This window comes from Advenella kashmirensis W13003 (assembly GCF_000506985.1).
Lineage (GTDB): Bacteria > Pseudomonadota > Gammaproteobacteria > Burkholderiales > Burkholderiaceae_B > Advenella > Advenella kashmirensis_A.
The window spans coordinates 430,767-449,308 of sequence record NZ_KI650979.1 but is presented as its reverse complement, the minus strand read 5'-3'; the positions used below and the strand labels follow the sequence as shown (position 1 = coordinate 449,308).

At 54.0% G+C, this 18,542-nt stretch carries 17 protein-coding genes; 7 read left to right on the top strand and 10 right to left on the bottom strand.

Annotated elements, in window-relative coordinates:
- Window positions 1-3: 3 nt before the first annotated feature.
- From W822_RS26225 to hpaI, 5 genes are read left to right on the top strand one after another with little or no spacing between them, the layout of a single operon-like run.
- Window positions 4-399: a RidA family protein gene (locus W822_RS26225; RefSeq protein ID WP_024003485.1), complete on the top strand. Its 396-nt coding sequence runs from the start codon at window positions 4-6 to the stop codon at window positions 397-399.
- A complete protein-coding gene (locus W822_RS26220; protein ID WP_024003484.1) occupies window positions 392-1,264 on the top strand; it encodes an amidohydrolase family protein in 873 nt (290 codons plus the stop codon). The genes W822_RS26225 and W822_RS26220 overlap by 8 nt, the downstream gene beginning before the upstream one ends.
- Window positions 1,261-2,121, top strand: coding sequence for a fumarylacetoacetate hydrolase family protein (locus W822_RS26215; protein WP_024003483.1), 861 nt, complete (start codon window positions 1,261-1,263; stop codon window positions 2,119-2,121). The genes W822_RS26220 and W822_RS26215 overlap by 4 nt, the downstream gene beginning before the upstream one ends.
- A gap of 3 nt (window positions 2,122-2,124) precedes the next feature.
- The gene (hpaH, locus tag W822_RS26210; RefSeq protein WP_024003482.1) at window positions 2,125-2,907 is read left to right on the top strand and encodes a 2-oxo-hept-4-ene-1,7-dioate hydratase; all 783 of its coding nucleotides are present in this window, start codon (window positions 2,125-2,127) and stop codon (window positions 2,905-2,907) included.
- Between the two features lie 19 nt (window positions 2,908-2,926).
- A complete protein-coding gene (gene hpaI, locus W822_RS26205) occupies window positions 2,927-3,688 on the top strand; it encodes a 4-hydroxy-2-oxoheptanedioate aldolase (protein WP_024003481.1) in 762 nt (253 codons plus the stop codon).
- Window positions 3,689-3,696: 8 nt separating this feature from the next.
- Here the strand turns inward: hpaI and W822_RS26200 are convergent, their stop codons facing one another.
- The 10 genes from W822_RS26200 to dgoD all read right to left on the bottom strand — a co-directional run bounded on the left by W822_RS26200 (window position 3,697) and on the right by dgoD (window position 15,147).
- Window positions 3,697-5,001, bottom strand: coding sequence for an NAD(P)/FAD-dependent oxidoreductase (locus tag W822_RS26200; RefSeq protein ID WP_031242039.1), 1,305 nt, complete (start codon window positions 4,999-5,001; stop codon window positions 3,697-3,699).
- Between the two features lie 27 nt (window positions 5,002-5,028).
- A complete protein-coding gene (locus tag W822_RS26195; protein ID WP_024003479.1) occupies window positions 5,029-5,793 on the bottom strand; it encodes an ABC transporter ATP-binding protein in 765 nt (254 codons plus the stop codon).
- A gap of 12 nt (window positions 5,794-5,805) precedes the next feature.
- On the bottom strand, window positions 5,806-6,570 hold the full coding sequence (locus tag W822_RS26190) for an ABC transporter permease (protein WP_024003478.1): 765 nt from the start codon (window positions 6,568-6,570) through the stop codon (window positions 5,806-5,808).
- Window positions 6,571-6,604: 34 nt separating this feature from the next.
- Complete coding sequence (locus tag W822_RS26185) at window positions 6,605-7,612, bottom strand: ABC transporter substrate-binding protein (protein WP_024003477.1); 1,008 nt, start codon at window positions 7,610-7,612, stop codon at window positions 6,605-6,607.
- A 15-nt stretch (window positions 7,613-7,627) separates the two neighbouring features.
- Window positions 7,628-8,590, bottom strand: a complete 963-nt coding sequence (locus W822_RS26180; protein WP_024003476.1) for a LysR family transcriptional regulator — start codon at window positions 8,588-8,590, stop codon at window positions 7,628-7,630.
- Window positions 8,591-8,880: 290 nt separating this feature from the next.
- Window positions 8,881-9,990, bottom strand: coding sequence for a mandelate racemase/muconate lactonizing enzyme family protein (locus tag W822_RS26175; protein ID WP_024003475.1), 1,110 nt, complete (start codon window positions 9,988-9,990; stop codon window positions 8,881-8,883).
- Between the two features lie 9 nt (window positions 9,991-9,999).
- The gene (locus tag W822_RS26170; protein ID WP_024003474.1) at window positions 10,000-11,100 is read right to left on the bottom strand and encodes an ABC transporter ATP-binding protein; all 1,101 of its coding nucleotides are present in this window, start codon (window positions 11,098-11,100) and stop codon (window positions 10,000-10,002) included.
- A gap of 8 nt (window positions 11,101-11,108) precedes the next feature.
- Window positions 11,109-12,128: an ABC transporter substrate-binding protein gene (locus tag W822_RS26165; RefSeq protein WP_024003473.1), complete on the bottom strand. Its 1,020-nt coding sequence runs from the start codon at window positions 12,126-12,128 to the stop codon at window positions 11,109-11,111.
- Between the two features lie 16 nt (window positions 12,129-12,144).
- Entirely contained in the window at window positions 12,145-13,851 is a 1,707-nt protein-coding gene (locus W822_RS26160; RefSeq protein ID WP_024003472.1) for an ABC transporter permease, read from the bottom strand.
- Between the two features lie 132 nt (window positions 13,852-13,983).
- Entirely contained in the window at window positions 13,984-15,147 is a 1,164-nt protein-coding gene (dgoD, locus tag W822_RS26155) for a galactonate dehydratase (RefSeq protein WP_024003471.1), read from the bottom strand.
- Between the two features lie 204 nt (window positions 15,148-15,351).
- On the opposite strand from dgoD, the gene W822_RS26150 reads away from it, so the two are divergent.
- Window positions 15,352-16,338, top strand: a complete 987-nt coding sequence (locus W822_RS26150; protein ID WP_024003470.1) for a LacI family DNA-binding transcriptional regulator — start codon at window positions 15,352-15,354, stop codon at window positions 16,336-16,338.
- 503 nt (window positions 16,339-16,841) lie between these two features.
- Window positions 16,842-18,509: an ATP-binding cassette domain-containing protein gene (locus tag W822_RS45740; RefSeq protein ID WP_024003469.1), complete on the top strand. Its 1,668-nt coding sequence runs from the start codon at window positions 16,842-16,844 to the stop codon at window positions 18,507-18,509.
- Window positions 18,510-18,542: the final 33 nt, after the last annotated feature.

Genomic DNA, 18,542 nt, shown 5'->3' with positions numbered 1-18,542 from the left:
AAAGTGGTAAAACGAAAAAGCATTTATGCAGAGGGGTTCAGTCATAAGAATCCGATTCCGGCGGCCTGCCGGATCGGAAGCATGGTGTTTTCGGGCAGTATCCAGGGAACCGATCCGGCTAGCGGCGAATACGGTTCGACGATAGAGGAGCAAAGCCGGCTGATGTTCGATCATGTCAGGCGTATCTGCCTTGCGGCCCAGCTGGAACCGACGGATATCATCAAAATGCATGTGTGGATGAATGACCGCTCGCAACGCGCGGCGCTGAACAAAGAATGGCTCGCACTGTTTCCTGACCCGGATTCCAGGCCGGCGAGGCATACCATGCAGGCCAGCCTGGATGGCGGCAAACTGATGGAGTGTGATTTCATCGCCGTCAAGGGAGGGGCAGATGCCTGATTATTTGCCGTTTGATCCGAATCCGCGCTCGCCCGATCCTAAACCACCCGCTGGCAGTTGCGATTGTCAATTTCATGTATTCGGGCCTGCCGCTACGTATCCGGTCAGGGCAGGTGCAGCCTACGAGATGCCGACCGCCACGATTGATGTCGCACTGCAACTGCATCGGACATTGGGGATAGAGCGTGGCGTCATTGTCCAGGCGACGACTTACGGCGCCGACCATCAAGTGGTCCTGGATGCACTGGAGGCCGCCGGCCCAGGCTATCGCGGTTGCGCGAATGCCCTGGTGCTGCTGGAAGGCTCGGACAGTTATATCGAAAAACTGGACGCTGCCGGTATTAAGGGTGCCCGCTTCAATCGCCAGGGGCTGGGTGTCAGCATGTCGACCAAAGACTTCGAACGCGCCATCTCCCGTATCCGGGAGTTGGGGTGGTATGCGAAATTCCAGCCGGAAGCGAGCGGCGTCATGGAACAGCTTCCCCTGTTCCAATCCCTGGATATCCCTGTGATGCTGGATCATATGGGGAGGCCCGATCCGCGGCAGGGGAGTGCCGACCCCAGCCTGAAGGCCGTGCTGGAGCTGCTCAAGCAAGGCAATTTCTGGGTCATGCTGTCGCTGACGGAAAAAATATCACGCGACGGCGCGCCATGGGATGATGTCATCCCCATTGCACACGCGTATTTAGAAGCCGCGCCGGACCGGTTAGTGTGGGGGAGCGACTGGCCGCACCCGGTCTCGGTCAAACAGCCGCCCAACGAAGGAGATCTTGTCGAGCAGCTATACCGCTATGCGCCATCCGGGGAACTGCTCAGCAAAATTCTGGTTGACAATCCGACGGCCTTCTTTGGGTTTGAAAAATGAAAATTATCTCTTTTGTCATAGAAAACAAAGCGCGTTTCGGCGTTGTCGACGACAACGAAGTGGTGGACCTGACCGATTCCCTGGGCCGAGGGATCGACACCGTCAATGACCTGATCGGCAGCGGCAAACTGGCGGCGCTCGGGCAGTCGTTGCCCGCCGATGCGCCGCGTTATGCGCTGGAGGACATCCATTTTCTTCCACCTATACCCAACCCCGGGAAAATCATTTGCGTCGGCGTCAATTATCACCACCGCAATGAAGAATACAAAGACGGTAGCGCGGCTCCCGCTTATCCCAGTGTGTTCCCGCGGTTCGCCTCGTCCATTACCGGCCATGGGCAACCGTTGATCTGTCCGGTTGAAGAATCACAACAGCTTGATTATGAAGGCGAAATAGCAATTGTGATCGGCACGCGCGGCAGGCGTATTGCCGAGCATGATGCGCTCTCCCATATTGCCGGCCTGACCTGCCTGAATGAAGGCAGCGTACGCGACTGGCTGAAACATGGAAAATTCAACGTCACGCAGGGTAAAAATTTTGACCGTAGCGGTTCTGCCGGACCCTGGTTAGTCACGGCAGATGAGTTTTCCAGCTATGACAACCTTGATGTCATCACACGGGTGAACGGCCAGGAGCGTCAACGCGATAACACCGCAAACCTGATGTTTTCCTTTGCATTCCTGATTCATTACATCTCCAAATGGACGACGCTGGAGCCCGGGGACATCATTTCAACCGGCACGCCGACGGGCGCTGGTATCCGGTTTGACCCGCCGAAGTTTCTCCGAGAAGGCGATGTGGTAGAGGTGGAAGTGCCGTCTATCGGCATTCTGAAAAACACAGTGAAAAACGGGTGAACCATGCTCAGCAAGCAAAAACTCAAAAAAGCAATGCGTCTGTTGCTGGATGCGGAAAAGAATGCAGCCCCCGTCACGCAGCTTGATGTGACGTTTCCCGGCCTGGACATCGCAGACGCTTACGAAATACAGAAACTGGTCATTGCCGAAAAGGTGGCTGCCGGCGCCACACTGCGCGGGCACAAGATTGGCCTGACCTCCCGGGCAATGCAATCCACACTTGGCATCGATGAGCCCGATTACGGCCATTTGCTGGACAATATGTTCTATTACGATGGCGATCGCATTCCCGCCGACCGTTTCATTGTTCCCAGGGTCGAGGTCGAGCTGGCATTCGTACTGGGAAAACAGCTCAAAGGTCCGAATGTATCGCTCTTCGATGTCCTGGATGCAACGGAGTTCGTGCAACCTTCGCTGGAGCTGGTTGACGGACGCACGCAATACCCACGGCGCATCGTTGACAACATAGCGGACAATGCCGCCTCTGCTGCGGTCGTGTTGGGCGGTCGGGTGGTGCGACCCATGGACATCGACTTGCGCTGGGCCAGTGCGCTTTTGTACAAGAACGGCACGATCGAAGAGTCCGGTGTATCGGCTGCCGTCCTGGGGCACCCTGCAATGGGCGTGGTGTGGCTCGCAAACAAAATCGCCGAATTCGGCGGTGTGCTGGAAAAAGGGCACATCGTCCTGGCCGGATCCTTCACACGCACCGTTCCTGTCACAAAAGGCGACGTAATCCATGCAGACTTCGGCACGCTGGGCAGCATTTCTGTCAGCTTTACCTGACGGGGGACGGAAGACAAATATGATTGTGCACAAAAACAGATTCAAGCGCGCCCTGGCCCAGGAACAGCATCAGCTGGGACTCTGGGTTTCGCTGTGTCATGCGTACAGCGCCGAAATCGTCGCGGGCGCCGGCTTTGACTGGCTCTTGCTGGATACCGAGCATTCGCCGAACGATGTACCGGACGTGCTTGCCCAATTGCAGGCAGTGGCGCCTTACCCGGTCTCGCCTGTCGTTCGGCCTTCATGGAACGACGCTCTCCAGCAAAAGCGCTTCCTGGATATCGGAACACAAACCCTGTTGATTCCGTATGTCCAGAACGAAGAGGAGGCCGCCCGGGCGGTCGCGGGCATGCGCTATCCGCCCCGTGGCAACCGGGGCGTGGGCGGCACCATGCGCGCCAGCGATTTTGGCCGGAACAAACAGTATATGCACGAGTGCGAAGAAGAACTCTGTTTGCTCGTACAGGTGGAAACCCGGGAAGCGCTGGACAATCTGGAGGCGATTGCGCAGGTAGACGGAGTCGATGGCGTATTCATCGGGCCTGCGGATTTGTCGGCCAGCATGGGGCATTTGAGTAATCCAGGGCATCATGAGGTGCAACGTGCGATCGAAGATGCGATCAGACAGGTCCGGGCGTTGGGCAAAGCGCCGGGTATCCTTACTCTGGATACCCGACTGGCCCGCCGTTATATGGAATGCGGATCGCTGTTTACGGCGGTGGGTATGGATGTCGCAATGCTGGCAAGGGCGGCCGACGGGTTGGCGGCGGAGTTTACCTGATATTGGAATTATCTTTCAGCGCCTGCTTTCCGCTTTTGCAGATAAATGGCGGTTTTGACGGCAGCGCCCCGAAGCGGCTCTGGCGGAAGCCAGTTTGGCTTATCCATGGCCAGGACATCGGCAAGCTCCTGCGTCTTTTGTCCCACCATTAGCTCCGCCAGCAATTTGCCGTAGCAGGTACCTTTCAATACGCCCGCGCCGTTGCATCCCACGGAAGCATAGAGATTCGGCGATATTTCGCCGAAATAGGTCGCGCCGTTACGCGTTAATGCTGTTGCTCCGCCCCAGAGATGTTCGAAACGATGGCTTTTGACGGCAGGGTAGCGTCGACGATAACAGTCTTCCAGCAGTGCCAGCACCGTCTTTTCGGTCTGTGGTTTTTCATAAGAATAGGCGCTTCGCACCATAAAGCGATTATTCTGGATCTTTCGTAATGTGGTGCCCATACGGTTGGCGGGAATCAGGCCCCATTCCGGCTCGCTTCCATGCAACGCGAGTTGCTCAGGATCCAGCTCCGGCGTGATGGCGGCATAGGTGAAAATCGTAAACATCCGGTCTTTAAGAAAGCCAAGCTTGCGTGCAAATCCGTTATTGGCAACAATGATTTTGTCTCCGCGGATCAGGCCCTGAGCCGTGCGAACCCCGCGCTCCCGTCCCTGTTCAACCGACAATACCGGGCAGTTCTCCACCAATGTGACATTTGTGGGCAATGTGTCGGCCAGGCCGCGAACGAGTGCAGCCGGCTGAATGAAAACATTACTATTGGTCTGGATTGCAAAGCGGTAGTAACGGGTACCAAGGCGTTCCGATAGCTGGGCCTGAGAAATTTCCTGGTATTCGACTCCCCACTTGTCATACTGACTTGCGGTGTTTTGCAAGCTGAGTGCACCTTCAGCGGTAGCAGCCCCGTGATATTTTCCCTGGGGATTCCAGCCGCAATCAATGTGGTATTGGTCAACCAATCCCTTGAGCCAGCGCAATCCGCTGTCATAGACCCGGATCTGTTTTTTGGCGACTTCTGCCGGGCTGATATGACCCGACATATTGGTATTATGAGGCAAGGCGATGACAAATCCTGAATTTCGCGCCGAAGAGCCTTCCCCGACCACACTCGCCTCAAGCACCAGGATACTGGCGGATCCGTTCAACTCTGCCAGTCTGCGCCCTGCAGCCAGGCCGGTATACCCCGCACCGATAACAATAAAATCATATTTATTTTCAATTACACTGTTTGTCTTTGCTGTTCGCGCAGGCAACAGGGAGTTCCACCCGGACCGACTTTCGTAGACGGGGTAAGTTGTTCTAGACGACATGTTTAACCTTGATTTTTCTATAGAAAACTATGTACGGGCTTCCAGGCTTTTCTGGACTTCATGCTGGACCGTGTCCCAAATCTGAGCTTTCAGTTCATTGAAGCGGGGCGACAGTTGTACACTCGCATCGCGAGGGTGAGGAAGATCGTTGGGAATATCCTGTACAACCTTTCCAGGCCGGGATCCCAGGACAATCACGCGAGTGGACAGTAGCAGCGCCTCGTCAATGGAATGCGTAATAAATACAATTGTTTTTCCGCTTTGCTCGTAGATTTTGATTAGTTGCTCCTGCAGCACTTGCCGCGTCATTGCATCCAGGGCGGCAAAGGGTTCATCCAGCAGAATCACGTCCGGGTCATTGGCAAGCACACGCGCAATTGAAACACGCTGGCGCATACCGCCTGACAAGGCTTTCGGGAAGGCGTCCTCGAAAGATTGCAATCCGACCATGTCGATATATTTCTGTGCTATCTCGTAACGTTCCTTCTTCGAAACCCCTCTGAGTTTGAGTCCGAAAGCGACGTTCTCCCGTACTGTCATCCAGGGGAATAACGCGTATTGCTGGAAGACCATGCCAGATTGGGGATCCACATCTTTTACCTCACGGTCGTTGACGACGATCCTGCCTGTGGATGGTCGCACAAAACCGGCGACCAAATTGATCAACGTCGATTTACCGCAACCAGATGCTCCCAGAAGCACCACGAATTCGCCTTTCTTGACGTCGATATTTACTTTATCCAGAACATGCAATGTTCCGTAGCTCTTACTCACATTTTCTATGCTAATCATGTCAATACCTTTTTAGCGTTGCCAGCGCAGGACACGGTTTTCAATACGGCGCAGAATCACATCAATAATCAGCACGGTGAGACTGATCATGACCATGCCCAGGACGACGGTGTCGGTCTGAAAAAACTCTTTTCCGTTCATGATCATGAACCCTAGGCCTTCCTTGGCTGACACCAGTTCTGCAGAAATAACGCAAGTCCAGGATAAACCCAGAATGATCTTGAATCCGCTGATGATTTGGGCAAGACTGGCCGGCAAAATCACTTCACGCATGACCTGGAACCGGCTTGCTCCCAGGTTTCTGGCAGCGAGCACCAAAACCTGGTCAACATTGCGGGTGGCTTCGATAACATAAAGCAGCGCAGGAGCGATGGTTCCCATGAAAACAATGCTGTACTTCTGTGTTTCGGTAATGCCAAACCACAGAAGTGATAAGGGAATCCAGCTCATGGAGGGTAACGGCCGGATCAGCGAAATGATGGGATCGAATACGGCGCAGAACCGGCGCGACGTACCCAGTATCAATCCCAAGGGGATAGAAACCGCGACTGCAAGCGCGAACCCGATCATGACCCTGCGAGTGGAAGCCAGTACATGTGATAGCAATACTCCATCATTCAAGGTCTGGATGGCCCGCAAGACAACTTCGGTCGGGGAGGGGAGAAAGATGGGATCGACCAGTCCGAAGCGACACACCATTTCCCAAATTGAAACGAAAACGACGACCGATATGCAACTGATCAGCACGAGTTCCCGCTTTCTGGAAACGTAAGACATTCTTGAATACTCCTGATGTATATAAAAGCGAATATCAAATGAAATTCGGGTTGATCCAGTCACTCACTTTGGGAGCACGATCCAGTTGTTTGTAGGTGACCAGCATTTCTGCAAGTTTTTGTAGGCCCGTGACGAATTTTCCGTCTTTGGCCATCAGCTCCTTTTGCTCCTGCAGGGTGTACCACTCGGCCCCATTAATCGTTTGCAGTTGCTCCGCATCGTTCAGATTGGTCAGCTTCTTTAGAATCGGAACTGCTTTCTCGGGCTCGTTCTTCAGAACTTCGCATGACTGGAAGTAGGCTTTGATGAAGCTTTTTACCGCCTCGGGGTTTGAGTCTGCGTAAGACTTCTTCACAACCAATAGATCGGGTCCGGGCGTTGTGCCGAATTCCTTGTACAGGCTGAAGCTCGTGTCGTCTGCAAGCAGCTTAATCCCCGGCATTGCGCCCAAAATGTTAAATTGGGGCGTCCACGCGGCGCATGCATCGATCTGGCCCGATTTCATCGCGGCAATGATATCGGGCCCGGAGATATTGATAACGTTGATATCCTTGTCTGGCGTCAATCCGCTGGTTGCGATCAGATCCAATACCAGAAGGTGAGTGCTGGATGCAAACGCCGTGCCGATCGTTTTCCCTTTGAGGTCTTCGATACTGTTGATGCCTTCCCTGACGAAAAGCCCCTCGACCTTCCCGAAGTTTTCCGGTACGCCGACCACATAGAATTGCTTTACGCCACGAGCCATCAGCGCCATGGTCGAGATAGAACCGAATCCCGCCAGATCGACGTCTCCAGCCATCATTGCGCTTAACCGGGCGGAGCCGGTGACAAACGATTCCCAGCGCAAATCAATGCCTTCTTTTCTGAGCAAGCCATTTTCGATTGCCAGATATGTCGGGTAATGTGAAAGCCACGGCGAACCGCCGTACCCCATTTTTTGCATGTCTTTTGCAGAGGCGAAAAGCCCTGTTCCCGCCAGGCCAAGGGCACCCGCGCCTGCAAGAGTGTTCTTCAGAAAAACGCGACGATGAGTTGATGTCACTTTGACCTCCTTTAGTCAATATAGATTTTGAGTACTTTTCAGCCATGGAATCTTTGTCTGCAACTTAGGCAGAACATGCTGTTCCAGCGCCTGACGACTGCTTTGATAGATTTTTTCCGCGGCTTCTTCATTCTCGCTCCGCCGGGAAATCAAATAAACCGTTCTTTGCAATGGCGGCCCGGGCAGCGGTAAAACGGCGACTTTGTCCCAGAATGACACTCCCTGGGCGACGCATAACGGCGAGGTGATGGTCCATCCCAGTCCAGAGGCGACCATCGCCATGACCACATCCGCCGAATCAATTTCCAGATAATGGGGAATGCTTACATTGCACCGACGCAAGTAGCGTTCAATCTGTCCGCCGTAATGCGAACGCGATGCAAATCGAATAAAAGGCATGGCCTGCGCACACGCATTAAGATCCTGTTTGGCGATCAGGGCCTCCTTTTCTTTAGAGACCACAATCAGAAACGGCTCCTGATAAAGGCGGGTCCTGACTAGATCGTCCATATCTTCAACAGGATCGGACGACACGATAAGGTCCAGTTGCCGGTTCAACAGGCCATTTGAATGCGTATGCGACAGTCCTGACCATGCCAGGATGCGACTGGTATTGGTCACCATCGATTTGAGAACATACGGTCCGACGGTGGCAGAGAAAGAGTCGATCATGCCGAGCCGGATTTCGACCTGGTTGAACAGTGCAGCTTCCCGCGTCTGTGCGATCAGCCGGTCCATGTCCTCCACAATCTGCTTCGCCTTGCGGCTGAGTGAGATACCGGCAGGCGTCAACTTAAAGGGACGCCGCTTGCGGTCAATGACTTGCGTCTTTAATATTTCTTCGATATTCGAGACTACTTGGGATACAGCCGATTGACTGATGCCAAGATCTTTGGCCGCATGCGAGAAATTGCCGTGCGTTGCCAACACTTCAAAAACCCTCAATGCTTTGATATCCAAGGAAGTGGCCTTGGTCATGTCTGCCTCCATTTTTTTATTAGCAATATACGGTACAAACCGAATTTAACCTAGGATATGGTGCATACCATAAGTCAAACTTATAGTAAATCACATATGTGCTAATAATGAGGCGTTCAGATTGGTGGTGAGATCTCATCCGCCATAGTAGGCGGGCAGACGTGTAACAACACACCTGGTTGCCGGGCGAGCCTGAAGGAGCGTCCGTCTGTGGAAGGAATGTGAAAGGCGGCGAGCGGGACGGGTGACCCGTTCCCACTCGTGATGGACATGCAAATGTCTACGCTGATTTAATTCACCCGAAACTTGGCGATAGTTTTCTCGTCCAGTTTCAAGCCCCATCCGGGACCGTCGGGCACCTTATAAACACCGTTGTCAAATGCATTGCGGTTTTCAACCAGACTGTAAAACAGCGGATCGCGATCAGGGTGGAATACTTCCATGTATGTGCCATGGGGAATCGAAGCCAGCAGGTGCGCCGACACTTGCGGTTCCTCGTGATGCCCCATCTGGACTTCGAAGGACATGGCCATGGCGGCGACACGGCGCCATTCCGTGGGGCCGCCGCTCCAGCTTGCATCAAAATTGCAAACATCTATCGAACGGTCGACCATCAGGTCGCGGCATCCGCCCCGATGATATTCACTTTGACCGGCAGCGACCGGGATGCCTGTTACCTGGCGGACCAGCGCCATGGAAGACCGGTCGTTATACCAGCGGCAGGGCTCTTCAAACCATCGGATATTGCAGTCTTGCACCAGCAGTCCGAATTTGATGGCATCGCGCTGGGTGAAGCCCTGGTTGGCATCGACGCACAAGATAAAGTCGTCGCCGACCGCAGAGCGCGCGGCCTTGACCCGGGCTGCATCTTCTTCGGGGCTTCTTCCACCGACTTTGAATTTGCAGCCGGCGAGCCCGTCTTTTCGCAGTGCTTCCATTTCGGTGCCGAAATCAGCCAGTTTTTTGCCGTCTTCGTAGTACCCGGCAATGGCGATCACCTGCAGACTGTCACGATATCCTCCCCAAAGTTTATACAGGGGCTGGCCCAGGGCTTTGCCCCACGCATCCAGGACGGCGCTATCGATGCAAGCCTGCGCATTGGTCGCCAGCTTGCGGTCGCGCAAAATATTGTAGGTCGGCGCCAGGGCCGCCTGCCACACCTGTTCGCTGGAAAATATATCCAGTCCGATCACCTTGGGCTTGATCTCTTCGTGGATGATTTTCAGGATTTCAGCCTGCGTCTCGAATTCATCGCCGTTATAGCATTCTCCGATAATCCCTTCATCGGTATAGACCCGCGTGATGATCGTGCAACGGTGGGTCATGTGGTAGTAGCTACCCTTGAAGGTCTTGGGCAGCGGCATTTCAATTGCGATTGTTTCAATATCTGTGATTTTCACGTTACATCCTTATTGTTTGGTGAATACGGTCAGGCATTCGAGGGGAAACTCAATCTGCACGTTTTCGCCTTCGGTAAAGCGGGGCACAGTACCCAATTCAACGATGTCCATGTTCTGCCCGAAGAAGGAAAGCGTATAAAGCGTCTGCGTGCCCAGATACTGGCGCTGAAGGACACGCGCCTCATGCCGCCCAGGCTGCGTGTCGGAAGAGGCGGCATGCATTTTTACATTCTCTGGCCGTATCGCCATCTGGGCCCGTCCTGCCGGCGCCCTGGGATCTGCCGGCAGGGTCATAAGCCGTTCCGGATACCCATCGACGAACACGTCACGAGCGCCGTTTTCCAGATCGCGCAACTCGATATCCAGCACCGTGGCAGCGCCGGTAAAGTTCGCAACGAACAGGTCGCGCGGGTTGTTGTACAGTTCCGTGGGGACATCATGTTGCAGCATCTGGCCGTCTTTCATGACGCCAATCCGGTCGCCGATCACGACCGCTTCCGCCTGGTCGTGCGTCACGTACAACGCGGTCACCCCGGCGTCCTTGACAATCTTCCGCAGATCATCACGCAGCCTGATCCGCAGTTTGGCGTCCAGGTTCGAGAGGGGTTCGTCCAGAAGCAGCAGCGCTGGCTTATAAGACAGGCTGCGGGCCAGCGCGACCCGCTGCATCTGGCCGCCACTGAGCGCCACGACCGGCCTGTCGGCATATTCCTGGAGTCCGACCAGCTCCAGGGCTTCCTGTGCCTGCGCGCGGATATCCTTGCGCGACAATTTCTTGTTGCGCAACGGATATTCGACGTTTTCCCTGACCGACATATGCGGCCACACTGCGTAAGACTGGAAGACCATGCCCAGATTGCGATGTTGCGGGGCGATGAAAACTCCGTTCTGTGGATCGGCCACCAGACGTCCGCCGATGCGGATTGTGCCGCCCGTAGGATGGTCAAGGCCCGCAACAGAGCGCAAGGTGGTCGTTTTGCCGCAGCCCGACGGCCCCAGCAATGCCAGTATATTGCCCGCTTCGATCGTGAACGAGACGTTATTGACCGCCGGCTTCATGCCGGCGCCATAGCTTTTCATCAGGTTTGTGATGACGAGTTCAGAAGACATGCCGCACCTCAGTGAACGCCGAAGACTTGATTCCACTTCGCCAGCCATTCATTGCGCAGGGAAGTAAATTCTTTGCTGTCGGGAATCCAGATCTTGGTCGACGCATCGGCGCCCTCGGGCATGGGGGCGTTCTTCATGACGGAAAACCCGCCACCGTTCTTGACCCAGGCGGCCTGTCCTTCTTCAGACAAGGCCCAATTCATGAACAGGCGCGCTGCGTTCGGGTTCTTGCTGTCCTTGACCACTCCAGCGACAGACGCCGTCACGGGCACACCTTCGGTGGGGTAAACCACTTTGATCGGTGCGCCGTCGCGCACCATGGGAATGACCGAGTTTGACTGCACTCCGCCAAGCAGTGCTTCGCCCCGGACGATGCCGCTGGCCGCAGGCGCGCCGCTGGGATAAAGCATAGGCTTGTTGGCTGCCAGTTTTTCCCAATAATCATCACCGACCACTTTGCGTTCGAAAAGGGCACGCGTCCAGGTGGAGCCGCCGGAGTTTGCCACCACAGTTCCGACTTTACCCGCGTATTTCTTATCGGTCAGGTCTGCCCAGCTGGTGGGCGGCTCAACGCCGGAGGCGACGTTATATGCGATGACAAACCCCCATACGGTTTTGGGCCAGACATTGGGAATGTCTTTCAGAGATTCCGGATATTGGTCTGCGTTCGGTGGCGCGTAGTCGGCAAACACCTGCGTGAAGCTTTGAACAAGGCCACGGTCGGACATGTCGATGACATCGGCGCCAAGCTTGCCGGCTGCCGCTTCCGTCTGGATCCGCGTGGCGAGGCGGCTGCCCGGCGCCCGTACGATCTCGACCTTGATGTTCGGATACGTCTTGTTAAATTGCGCGACCAGGTCCTGTTCCGATTCCAGCTGGTTTGCCGTATAAACGACCAGTTTTCCTTCTTTTTCTGCTGCCTTTGCCAGATCCGCGTCGGTGTTGGCCGATACGGCGCTTGCAAAGAATACGCTGATTAATGAAGCCAGTAGTAATCTGCGATTCATGGATTTTTGCATGATCTTCATTCTTGTCTCCTTGCTGTTATTTGGCGATGCTCATCATTCTTCCAAGCCAGGTCGTAAACAGGACGACCACGACGAGTATCGCGGTTTGAACTACGCTGAATGCAGCGGTGACGCCAAAATTTCCTCCTTCATAGAGATTGACCAGTAATACCGACATTGGCAGGCTTTTGCTCGAGTACAGGAACAAGGACGAGCCCAGTTCCCTGATGGCAAGAATAAACAGCAGGCTCATCGACGACACCAGGCCGGGCGCGATAAGCGGCAAAATGATTTTTCTGATTGTGTAAAGACGACCACGCCCGCAAATGAGCGACGCTTCCTCCAGTTCCGTATGAATTTGCAGCAACGAGGTCGACAGCGATTTGACGGTATCGGGTATAAAGCGCGCCACGAATGCCAGCGCGAGGATCCAGATGGAGCCGTAAATGCCGCCAGGAAGGGAAATCCACGCCCAGATATAGGCGACCCCGATCACGAGACCCGGAATAGCGATGGGCAGCGTCGATATGATGTCGATCAACCGGCGAAAGGGCAGTTTGGTCCGGTATATCGTATAGGCAAGCATGAACGACAGGATGCCGCCAATAATCGCGGTGATGACTCCGATCTTTAAGGTGTTCACCAGGGAAAGCGTGGTCAGGCTGTTGGAAAACAATCTGTGGAAATGGTCGAACGAATAGGCCGACCAATCGAAAAGCGAAGCGGCGCTGGGCAAATAGAGGAACTTCCTGAGCGAACCGATAATGAGCGCGCCCATCGGCAGTACCACTGCGATGAACAGATAAATAATGGATACGGCGAGCGTCACATATCGCCAGCGGCCCAGGTCGATGCGCCGGGGCTTGAAGGCTTTGCCGGACACCGTCACGAATGATTTTCCCTTGAGCACGCGCTGCTGGGCGATCACGGCCAATGCGGTCACGAAAATCAGAATCAAAGAAGTCGCGGCCGCCCGGTTGAAATCTGCGGGTGCGCTGGACAGCAGTTCATATATATAGGTTGTCAGGACCGTGTAGCGTTCGGGCGTTCCCAGCGTGGCCGGAATGCCGTATATGCCCAGCATCACGACAAACGACAGCATGGAACCCGCGATGATCGCCGGCATGATGAGCGGCAGGGTGATCTGGAATATCGTTTTCCAGGTCGACACGCCCGAGATCGCCGCCGCTTCCTCCAGGGAAGGATCCATGTTTTTCATGGCCGAGGCGGTGAACATATAGACGTAGGGCGCGTAATAAATACCGAAAATAACGATAATGCCCAGCGGCGTGTAGAAATTGACTTTTATCGGCAGTCCCAGGCCGCTCAGCAGCACATTGAGCAGCCCCGTTTGGGGCGAGCCCAGAATAGACCATGCAACCCCCGCGACCAGAGGCGGAATCAGCAAGGGCATAATGCTGGTGGCTTCGATGGCCCTGGCAAAAGGTGTATTGGTGCGTGCGGTAACCCACGAGAAGAAAAGGCCGACCACAACTGCAATGATCGTGCCGCCGGTGCACACCACCAGGGTGTTCCAGGTAACGCGCAGCACGTTCGGGTCCTGAACGACGCGCAGGAATGCGTCGTAGCCGATGGTGCTGTCCGTCGATGTGGGTCCGCCCGTAGAGACTGCGCCTACCCCGAGCATGAAGATCGGGTAGATGATCAGAAAGCCCAGCACCGACAGCAAAAATAGCGTCCAGGTAATACGGTAGATGGTCAATTGCCTGCTTTGGTTCTGCATTGCATATCCCTGTTGCACTCGTACCAGCCCGGTCGAGACCGACCTGGATATCCGTGAATGAAGCGACTGTCATGCCACTTTCGCCGTTCCACGCGTCTTGCCGCAGAGCAACGAAAGGCTGCCGTATATTGGCTACTGATCGACGGGCGAGCCGTCCTGGTGCATGCGCATGAGCACCGGCTTGCTCAAGGCGGGCCGTATTTTTGCCGGGTCCGGCACCAGGTCCAGCCCAATACCGGGCCGGTCCGGAATCTGGACGAATCCTTCTACCGGCAGGGGAACATCGTCGACCATGTCGGTCCCCAGATGCTTGGTTTGAGACACCATGACATTGGCCTCGAAGCCGGTAGAATATTCCTGGATGGCAAAATTCGGGATGGCGGCATCCAATTGCAGGCATGCGGCCAGGCCCACCGGCGACAGCGGATTGTGGGGTACGATCATGACGTTATGCGCTTCGGCAATGGCCGCCACTTTGCGAGCGCCGGTGATGCCGCCGCACAGGCATAAATCGACCCGCGCATATTCCATCGCATTGCGGCTGAGCAACGCCTGGAATTCATAGATATTGGAAAAACGTTCGCCCGTGGCGATGGGGATATTGATCTTGTCGGCGATGCGCGCCATGGAATCGGCATCTTCGTAGCGCATGGGATCTTCGATAAACATGGGGTGAAATTGTTCAATTCCCTGCGCGAAAACAATGGCCTCGGCCGGCGTAAGGCGCCGGTGGATTTCAATGCACAGGTCCATCTCATTGCCGGCGACTTCCCGCATGCGGGCGACATTGTCGATTGCATCACGCATTTTTGCCACATGCGGCTTGAAGTAAACCTGATCTTCCCCTTCGTCAAGAAACGGGTTGATATGACCCACGGCGGTGAAGCCCTGTTCCTTGCGCGTCCGCAATTCACGCAGAACGCCTTCAATGCTTTTTTCGTACACATGGCCGTAGACACGCGTGCTGCGGCGGACCGCGCCGCCCAGCAATTCATACACGGGCACATTCAGCGCCTTGCCCTTGATGTCCCAAAGGGCAATATCGATTGCGGCAATGGCGCTGTTGATGGCATGGCCCTGGAAGTAGGAATACCGGTGCATGACATTCCAGTGGTGCTCGATGGGGAAGGGGTCTTTGCCTTCAAGGTAGGTGGCGAACTTGTTGATGGCGGTTGCGGATGCTTCGATATGCCCCCATGCGCCTGCCTCCCCGACGCCGTGAATGCCAGCGTCGGTCTCGATCCGGACGAAAAGGAATTGCCCGGCGTGAATCGCCTCTACCTTCGTGATTTTCATGTCTGCTCCGATGTTCCCGCTTATTTGCAGGTTTCTATTAGAATGTTATCGTTAACATTAACAGACGAAAAAATCATTGTCAATACAAAGACAAGCGTATAGTAACACTTTAAAAGCATGCCTGCAGATGGCAGTGCAGGTAAGATGATCTTTTTTTCAGGATTTTTGAGGTTGCGTATGAAAGAGTATCGACGGTGGGTGACAATGGCCGACGTAGCTGAACGGGCCAATGTGTCGATGATTACCGTATCCCGCGTTATCCGGACGCCCGATAAAGTCGCAAGCGAAACGCGCGCCCGGGTGCAGTCCGCGATCAAAGACCTGGGCTATGTACCCAACGAAGGCGCGGGTGACTTGTCATCCCAGCAGAACCGTACCGTCGGCGCCCTGATCCCTACATTGACCGGTTCTGCGTTCACCTCCACGATTGACGGTCTGTCGACGCGATTGCGGTTGGCGCAACATCAGCTGTTGTTTGCCTGCACCGATTACTCGAGCGACAAAGAAGAAGACTTCATTGCCACCATGTTGCGCCGCCGCCCTGCCGGCCTGGTGCTGACCAGTGGAACTCATACCCGTGAAACCAAAGCCTTGCTGGATCACTGTGGCATTCCTGTCGTAGAAGTCTGGGAACTGCCGGAAGTTAGTGCACATCATGCCGTGGGGTTTTCCAACCACGATGCCGGGTTCGCCATGGTCGAATACCTTTACGGCCTGTCATACCAGCGAATCGGTTTTATCGGCAACGCCTTGACCAGCAACCGCTCGCAGCAGAGGCTGTATGGCTATGAGGCGGCATGCCGTCAATACGGAAACGGCCAGATCCGGCGGATCAGCGATAATAAAAAAGGCCCGAATAACTCCAGGCGGGGCGCCCAGGAATTCGAAGCATTGCTGGCCAAATGGCCGGATACCGATGCCGTGTTTTGCGCTTCCGACACCCTGGCGCTTGGCGCGTTAAGCCAGGCGAAGCGCATGGGCTTATCGGTACCGGAAGATATTGCGGTAGCCGGGTTCGGGGATTTCGAGTTCTCGGATGAATATGGGCTGGATCTCACAACGGTGCGGGTACCGGGATTCCAGATTGGGGAGTTCGCCGCGCAGCTGATTCTGAACCAGGATGGCCTCGCCAGGCACGTGCCGCAGAAAATTGATGTGGGGTATGAGATTGTGAGACGACGGACAGCGTAGGGGAGTTTTTCTCTCTGGTGTTGGATGTACAGGTGTTCACTTATGATGCAGCGCCAGATGAGTTGCTTAAGGCGCACATTGTGTTAATTGATCGTGTTAATTTGATTTACATCATATACAAATTATTGAACGATGGTTACTCTACATCGTTCTGAAACAACTGCGGTTCGTCAGGCAAACATGCCGTAGCGAAATTCATCTTGCTTCATGGGGTCTGCAGCGATTAATGCGATTCCCGGTTGGTTTTTGGAATGACCATTGATCGTGCAACCCAAGTAACGTATCTAATGAAGTTTGGCCGTTCTTCTGACGTGCAGGGATTTCTCTCATCCGTATCAATTTCGATCGTCGCAATGCCGGCCGCGTTTGTCATTGTGCTTATTACGTCAGCCTCAGCCAGGTCCAATGGTGTAGAAATGGCCTCACTGCTCTTTACCGGGCCATTAATAGGGCAGGTGGTGAATGTTGGAGTGATGGCAAGTGGCCATCGGTAAAGGAGCGAAATGGAGAAAAGAGTCAATTCATTTTCGAGCTATATTTATGCATTTGGTGTAGTCAAAGCCAGCTACAAAGCATTTCTCCCTGGTTTTATTTTTGTCTCTTTGCTTTTCGGTCTCGTTTCGGTCGTTGGTGCGATTGTTCCGTGGTTCCTGAAAGAGGCGACCAACGCTTTTACAGCAGATCGGACAGACACGAATGTATTTTATTTATTTGTTGCGGGATATGCGTTGTGTTGGACCGTGGCAGAAGTGCTGAAAAATATCAAAGGCGTGTTTTCGGGGCGGATTCTGGCTGGCTGCGATTCGACAATTACAAAAGCCATGCTGGCACGTGTTATAACCCTGCCTTATTCAGAACAGGCACAACTGAATGCCGGAAAAGTGGCTTCGATCATCACACGTGCATCTGGTGCATTTACGACGATAACCGTCTACGTGTTCTGGACGCTTTTCCCGATAATGATAGAGTTCGTGGTGGCTCTGATTGCACTGGGGAAAAGCACCAATAGCTTGTTTTTGATAAGCTTTTTAATCAGTATTGTCATACTTTCCGCACTGTCAATATTGATTGCGATACAGAGTCGAGTGCTGTATGCAAATCTTTACAAGTCGATGACCGACAGAGATGGCTATATCGTGGAACGATTGCATTTGCTATATGATCTGCGACTGAATAACGCATATGAGAAGGAAAGCGGCATCATCGAACATCATCTGGACCAGGTCATTCAGGCCATTCGAGGTTCTAATCTGCAGATAGGAATCAAGCTGGGCCTGATGGCGCTGGCAACTGGCGTCGTGCTGGCGATTTTTACGGCGTTGTCTGTATTTGCTGATAAAGATCAGGGTATCACTGCCGGTGATTTTGTGATGATTGCGGGCTACGTGGGAATGCTGACGCTCCAGCTTCGGATTCTCGCGGGGGCACTGATTGATCTGGAAAAGCAAAAAGTGGCATTGGCCGATGGCATTGCCTATCTGAAAAAGCCGATTTCCGAGATCCAGGCAATCGAGCCGCTGACTCTTCAGAATACTGACTATGTCTTTGAATTAAATGATGTTTGTATAGAAAAGGGCGGAAAGCAGATTATCCAGCACCTGAGCTACCGGTTTATGAATGATAAATTTACTGTCATAAAAGGTGCGTCGGGACGCGGAAAAACCAGTTTGATGAACGCCATGCTGGGATTAGAGCAGCCCGTCTCCGGTCAGATTTTATTCTACGGTCATCCCGTCTCCACCAATATCAGCCCCCGTATTATTGATTACGTCGCCGTGGCTCCGCAGTCGGCCCAGGTGATAAGTGGAAGCTTAAGAGAAAACCTGTGCTACGGGATAGAGCAAGAGGCCCTGCCTGACATGTTCTTGACCGATATTTTGGAGTTGTTGAATTTTACAGAGACCTCCTTGGCGCGATTGATTAATCTGGATACGTGGTTTGACGCAAGGGGCGAAGGACTGAGCGGCGGTGAGCGCCAGCGAATTGCCATAGGCCGGGCACTCGCCAGGCAAAAGAAAATAATGATACTGGATGAGCCCACGGCGTCTCTTGATCTGGAAAACGCTAAACGGATTATTACTTATTTGCGCAGCCATATTCCGACATTGATCGTGATTAGCCATGATGCCGGAGTACAGGGTATGGCAGACGAAATTTTAGAGCTCGGATAGATTTTATCCGGGTGGAATTCCACGCCCGCCGTG

What these genes read in the sequence shown, in the direction of transcription:
- W822_RS26215 (WP_024003483.1), top strand. Translation starts at nt 1,261, where the DNA reads ATGAAAATTATCTCTTTTGTCATAGAAAACAAAGCGCGTTTCGGCGTT.
- W822_RS26150 (WP_024003470.1), top strand. Translation starts at nt 15,352, where the DNA reads ATGGCCGACGTAGCTGAACGGGCCAATGTGTCGATGATTACCGTATCC.
- W822_RS26165 (WP_024003473.1), bottom strand. Translation starts at nt 12,128, where the DNA reads ATGAAGATCATGCAAAAATCCATGAATCGCAGATTACTACTGGCTTCA.
- hpaH (WP_024003482.1), top strand. Translation starts at nt 2,125, where the DNA reads ATGCTCAGCAAGCAAAAACTCAAAAAAGCAATGCGTCTGTTGCTGGAT.
- W822_RS26170 (WP_024003474.1), bottom strand. Translation starts at nt 11,100, where the DNA reads ATGTCTTCTGAACTCGTCATCACAAACCTGATGAAAAGCTATGGCGCC.
- W822_RS26200 (WP_031242039.1), bottom strand. Translation starts at nt 5,001, where the DNA reads ATGTCGTCTAGAACAACTTACCCCGTCTACGAAAGTCGGTCCGGGTGG.
- hpaI (WP_024003481.1), top strand. Translation starts at nt 2,927, where the DNA reads ATGATTGTGCACAAAAACAGATTCAAGCGCGCCCTGGCCCAGGAACAG.
- W822_RS45740 (WP_024003469.1), top strand. Translation starts at nt 16,842, where the DNA reads ATGGAGAAAAGAGTCAATTCATTTTCGAGCTATATTTATGCATTTGGT.
- W822_RS26220 (WP_024003484.1), top strand. Translation starts at nt 392, where the DNA reads ATGCCTGATTATTTGCCGTTTGATCCGAATCCGCGCTCGCCCGATCCT.
- W822_RS26195 (WP_024003479.1), bottom strand. Translation starts at nt 5,793, where the DNA reads ATGATTAGCATAGAAAATGTGAGTAAGAGCTACGGAACATTGCATGTT.
- W822_RS26160 (WP_024003472.1), bottom strand. Translation starts at nt 13,851, where the DNA reads ATGCAGAACCAAAGCAGGCAATTGACCATCTACCGTATTACCTGGACG.
- dgoD (WP_024003471.1), bottom strand. Translation starts at nt 15,147, where the DNA reads ATGAAAATCACGAAGGTAGAGGCGATTCACGCCGGGCAATTCCTTTTC.
- W822_RS26190 (WP_024003478.1), bottom strand. Translation starts at nt 6,570, where the DNA reads ATGTCTTACGTTTCCAGAAAGCGGGAACTCGTGCTGATCAGTTGCATA.
- W822_RS26180 (WP_024003476.1), bottom strand. Translation starts at nt 8,590, where the DNA reads ATGACCAAGGCCACTTCCTTGGATATCAAAGCATTGAGGGTTTTTGAA.